The sequence below is a fragment of the Limnohabitans sp. genome, assembly GCF_044361645.1.
Classification (GTDB): Bacteria; Pseudomonadota; Gammaproteobacteria; order Burkholderiales; family Burkholderiaceae_C; genus Limnohabitans_A.
Genome location: NZ_JBIKIL010000190.1, coordinates 1 through 4,245, shown reverse-complemented (window position 1 = coordinate 4,245; position 4,245 = coordinate 1). Strand labels below are relative to the sequence as shown.

Sequence of the window (4,245 nt, the reverse complement as noted above, 5' to 3'; positions counted from 1 at the left end):
TAGATTTCGGCCGTCATTGCGAGCGAAGCGCGGCAATCCATGGACTGCCACGTCGCTGCGCTCCTCGCAGTGACGGCGGGTTGGGCTGCGCTCCTCGCAGTGACGGCGAGTTGGGCTGTGCGCCTCGCCGTGACGTGCAGTGTGACGGGCCGCCGAGATTGTGAGGCGCAGGCATCACTACAATCAGGCCATGCTTGACATTGTTTTACTCCGCAAAGATCTGGACGCTGTTGTGGCGCGCCTGCAGACCCGTAAAAATCCCCAGCCTTTTCTGGATGTAGAGGCTTTTTGTGCTTTGGAGGGTGAGCGCAAAACGCTGCAAACCCGCACCGAAGCGCTGCAAAGCCAGCGCAACAGCCTGTCCAAGCAAATTGGCATGCTCAAGGGCAAGGGCCAGCATGCCGAGGCCGATGCGGCCATGCTGCAGGTGGACGCGATCAAGTCTGAATTAGACGCTTCGGCTGAGCGCCTGGAGCTGATCCAGTCTGAACTGCAAACCCTTTTGCTGGCGGTGCCCAATTTGCCCCACCCATCGGTGCCGGTGGGCGTGGGCGAAGAAGGCAACGTCGAGGTGCGCCGCTGGGGCAGCTTGCCCCGTTTTGACTTTGAGGTCAAAGACCATGTGGACATCGGTGAAAAGCTGGGCCTGGACTTTGCCACCGGCACCAAGCTCAGCGGCGCACGTTTTACCTTCATGCGTGGCCCCGTGGCGCGTTTGCACCGGGCGCTGGCGCAGTTCATGCTCGATGTGCAGACCCAAGAGCACGGCTACACCGAGTGCTACACGCCTTACATCGTGAACGCCGACACACTGCGCGGCACGGGCCAGTTGCCCAAATTTGAGGCCGATTTGTTCGCCGCCAACAAGGGCGGTCAAGAGGGCGAGGAAAGCCAGGCGCTGTACCTGATCCCCACGTCTGAAGTGACGCTCACCAACGTGGTGCGCGACGAGGTATTGGCCGAGAGCGATTTGCCGATCAAGCTGACAGCGCACACCCCGTGCTTTCGGTCTGAAGCGGGCAGTGGCGGGCGCGATGTGCGCGGCCTGATCCGCCAGCACCAGTTTGACAAAGTCGAGATGGTGCAAATCGTGCACCCCGAGCACAGCGATGCGGCCTTAGAAGCCATGACGGGCCACGCCGAAGCCATCCTCCAAAAATTGGGCCTGCCTTACCGGGTGATGAGCCTGTGCACCGGCGACATGGGCTTTGGCGCGAGCAAGACCTATGACCTGGAGGTCTGGGTGCCTGCTCAAAACACCTACCGCGAGATCAGCTCGGTGTCCAACTGCGAGGCCTTTCAGGCGCGCCGTTTGCAGGCGCGTTTCAAGAACGCGCAAGGCAAAAACGAGCTGGTGCACACCTTGAACGGCTCGGGCCTGGCCGTGGGCCGTGCGCTGGTGGCGGTGCTCGAGAACTGCCAAAACGCCGACGGCTCGGTCACGGTGCCTGAGGTGCTCAGGCCCTACATGGGCGGCTTAGCGACGCTGTCGGCCTGATAGAATACTCGCTTCGACAAACGAAACCGAACCCGGAGAGGTGGCAGAGTGGTCGAATGTACCTGACTCGAAATCAGGCGTAGTGGCAACACTACCGAGGGTTCGAATCCCTCCCTCTCCGCCAAAAACAAAACCCCGCATGCTCCAACATGGCGGGGTTTTTTTGAAAGCGTCTTGGCTCTGGCTTGGGATCAGCAAAGCCGGTTCACACTTGACACACATTCAAAGGAAAAAACAATGAAGCCTTGGATCGTCGCCACACTGTTGTTCACCCCTTTGCTGCAAGCGTGTACGGTGTTGGCGATTGCCGATGCGGCCGCATCCACCGTGATTTACGGTGCCAAGACCGTGGTCAATGTGATCGATGCCGTGACACCCGACATCATCAACAAAGACAAAGACAAAGACTGAGCCAGTCCCGCAGCAGCAGCAGGGTCATCAGGTCCTGCGATGTTCGGCCAGGTCGTTCCACACATCTTGGCGTGTGATCAAGCCATCGCGCACTTCCATGCGGTCGATGAAGCGGACGTCTTGAAAGGCCTCTGCGTTGAGCCAAGTGCCGCGCAAACTGCCCTGGCAGAACACCACGGTGGCATCGCCTTGCCAACTTTCTTCAAATTGCGCGTAGTCCTTGTGCAAGGCGCTGTAACGCAACTTGGCCCAATCACGCCACTCGGCCAAGCTGCGCATCTTCACCCCACCCGGAAAACACATGGCAAAGTCCGGGTGCAAAAATCGCTGTGCACTTGGCATGTCGCCCGCTTGCATGGCTTGCAAAAAAGACTTCACCAACTCAGAGGCCTCTGGCTGCGGCGCACGGCCACCGCTGAACACCTGCCCATCTCGGCGGTAGGTGCTGACCTCGTTGATGAAAACCGTGGTGCCCGCCTCGGGTGTGACGATCACCGAGCGAACCGCTTGGGCCACTCGGTTGACCATGCGGTGCTGGGTGTCCGCTGCATAACCTGGCAACAAGGTGATGGAGACAACGGGCATGGGGCTTGAATCAAATCCCCAGCCACCCATTGGTGCGCGCAAAGTGCAAAGCCTGTGTGCGGCTGTTGACACCCAAGCGGCGGAACAGACGCCAGAAGTGCACCTTGACCGTGTGCTCGCTGATTTCGAGCTTTTCGGCAATCTCGCGGTTGGATAAACCTTGGTCGAGCATCAAGATCAATTGCTTTTGCCGTTTGGACAATTTGGTCGGGCCAGCAGGCTTGGCAGCATCTTCGATGGCGGCGGCTTCATCGCTGATCAGCAGGCTGCGCAAGGAGGCGATGATTTGGATTGGCGTGTCAGATTTTTCGATGAAGGCGTCTGCACCGGCTTCAAGGCAACGCTCTTCAAACTCACTGGCACTGGCGCTGGTGACCACAGCCAAAGGAACACCTGGGTACTTGGACTTGAGCAGGTGAACACCTGACATGCCAAGGGTGTCTGGCAGTTGCAAATCGAGACAAAAGAGCGAGGGGGCACCGTTCTTTTCTACGGTCGACTCGACAACGTTTAATTTGTGAATTGGAATGATTTTCAGCCCCGGTTTTACACGGTGAAGAAGCATCGTGAGGGCATCACGCATCAGGGGGTGGTCGTCTATGACGTAAACAGTCATGTTTTGAATCTCCGGGCTAAACTGAAAGTATAAGGATATCAGTTTTAAAGGCTTTCAGGCATTTTTTTGGTTAAAACAACAAAATCATTTTTGTTTATTGGCTTGGGCATCGGGCAAAAGTAAGAAATTAAGGTATATTAAATCACGCATGGCTTGATCAAGGGGATTTAAAAGCGATTCGAGGCTGTTTAAACAAGCCATTCCCTCGGACTCTAACCGAGCAATGGCCTGGCCCGCATCTTTGGGCGAAGAAAAGCCCAAGCTTTGCAGCAACACCTGCCCTTTGGGATCGACAAATTTAAAATAAAACAAGCCGTCTTTATCGCGGTATTGCTTGAAACTGGGAGCGGGCGTTTTGCTTTGTGCGGCCGTGCTGGCGCGTTGAAATGACAGAGGCCTGATGCCAACCGCATGGCGCAATTCACGCATAAAGGGCGTGGCCAATTGGCGGGCTTTGTCGGCCCCGGCCAGCAAAATTTTGTCCATCTGCGCGGGCTGCTCGATCAGGCTTTGGTAGTGCTCGCGCATCGGCGCGATTTCGCGGTCGATGCGTTCAAAAAGCATTTGTTTGGCGTCGCCCCAGCCAATACCCTCGGCATAGGCTTGCGCCATGGCGGCGGTCTCGTTGGCGCTGGCAAAGGCTTGGTAAATCTGGAACAGGGCTGAGCCTTCGGTGGCCTTGGGCTCGCCCGGCGCTTTGGAGTCGGTGACGATGCCTGCGATTTGCTTGCGCATTTGCGCAGCGGGTGCAAACAACGGGATGGTGTTGTCGTAGCTCTTGCTCATCTTGCGGCCGTCCAGGCCCGGCAGCAGCGCCACAGATTCTTCGATCACGGCCTCGGGCAACACGAAATGCTCGCCATACAAATGGTTGAAGCTGGCCGCCATGTCGCGTGCCATCTCGATGTGCTGAATCTGGTCACGGCCCACCGGCACTTTGTGCGCCTTGAACATCAAAATATCTGCGCCCATGAGCACCGGGTACATGAACAGGCCTGCCGTCACGTCAGCATCGGTGTCATGGCCTGCGGCGTTGTTTTTGTCCACCGCCGCTTTGTAGGCGTGGGCGCGGTTGAGCACGCCCTTGCCGGTCACGCAGGTCAAGAGCCAGGTGAGCTCCGGTATTTCGGGGATG

General features: G+C 57.6%; 5 protein-coding genes and 1 tRNA gene. 3 read left to right on the top strand and 3 right to left on the bottom strand.

Annotation, left to right across the window (positions count from 1 at the left end; translation table 11 throughout):
* The first annotated feature begins 190 nt into the window (after window positions 1-190).
* From serS to ACIQ39_RS18715, 3 genes are all read left to right on the top strand, one after another.
* The gene (gene serS / locus ACIQ39_RS18725; protein WP_396436095.1) at window positions 191-1,498 is read left to right on the top strand and encodes a serine--tRNA ligase; all 1,308 of its coding nucleotides are present in this window, start codon (window positions 191-193) and stop codon (window positions 1,496-1,498) included.
* Window positions 1,499-1,532: 34 nt separating this feature from the next.
* Window positions 1,533-1,622 (top strand) — tRNA-Ser (locus ACIQ39_RS18720).
* 113 nt (window positions 1,623-1,735) lie between these two features.
* The gene (locus tag ACIQ39_RS18715) at window positions 1,736-1,909 is read left to right on the top strand and encodes a hypothetical protein (protein WP_396436094.1); all 174 of its coding nucleotides are present in this window, start codon (window positions 1,736-1,738) and stop codon (window positions 1,907-1,909) included.
* A gap of 27 nt (window positions 1,910-1,936) precedes the next feature.
* On the opposite strand, the gene ACIQ39_RS18710 is transcribed toward ACIQ39_RS18715, so the two are convergent.
* The 3 genes from ACIQ39_RS18710 to trpS form a co-directional block, all read right to left on the bottom strand.
* Window positions 1,937-2,494 (bottom strand): nuclear transport factor 2 family protein, encoded by a 558-nt coding sequence (locus ACIQ39_RS18710; protein WP_396436093.1) that lies wholly within the window; start codon window positions 2,492-2,494, stop codon window positions 1,937-1,939.
* Between the two features lie 10 nt (window positions 2,495-2,504).
* The gene (locus ACIQ39_RS18705; protein WP_396436092.1) at window positions 2,505-3,110 is read right to left on the bottom strand and encodes a LuxR C-terminal-related transcriptional regulator; all 606 of its coding nucleotides are present in this window, start codon (window positions 3,108-3,110) and stop codon (window positions 2,505-2,507) included.
* Window positions 3,111-3,194: 84 nt separating this feature from the next.
* A partial coding sequence (trpS, locus tag ACIQ39_RS18700) for a tryptophan--tRNA ligase (RefSeq protein WP_396436091.1) occupies window positions 3,195-4,245 on the bottom strand: 1,051 nt, incomplete at its 5' end.

Bases quoted from the DNA above. Each gene is read 5' to 3' on its own strand.
- serS (WP_396436095.1), top strand. From the start codon at position 191: ATGCTTGACATTGTTTTACTCCGCAAAGATCTGGACGCTGTTGTGGCG.
- ACIQ39_RS18715 (WP_396436094.1), top strand. From the start codon at position 1,736: ATGAAGCCTTGGATCGTCGCCACACTGTTGTTCACCCCTTTGCTGCAA.
- ACIQ39_RS18710 (WP_396436093.1), bottom strand. From the start codon at position 2,494: ATGCCCGTTGTCTCCATCACCTTGTTGCCAGGTTATGCAGCGGACACC.
- ACIQ39_RS18705 (WP_396436092.1), bottom strand. From the start codon at position 3,110: ATGACTGTTTACGTCATAGACGACCACCCCCTGATGCGTGATGCCCTC.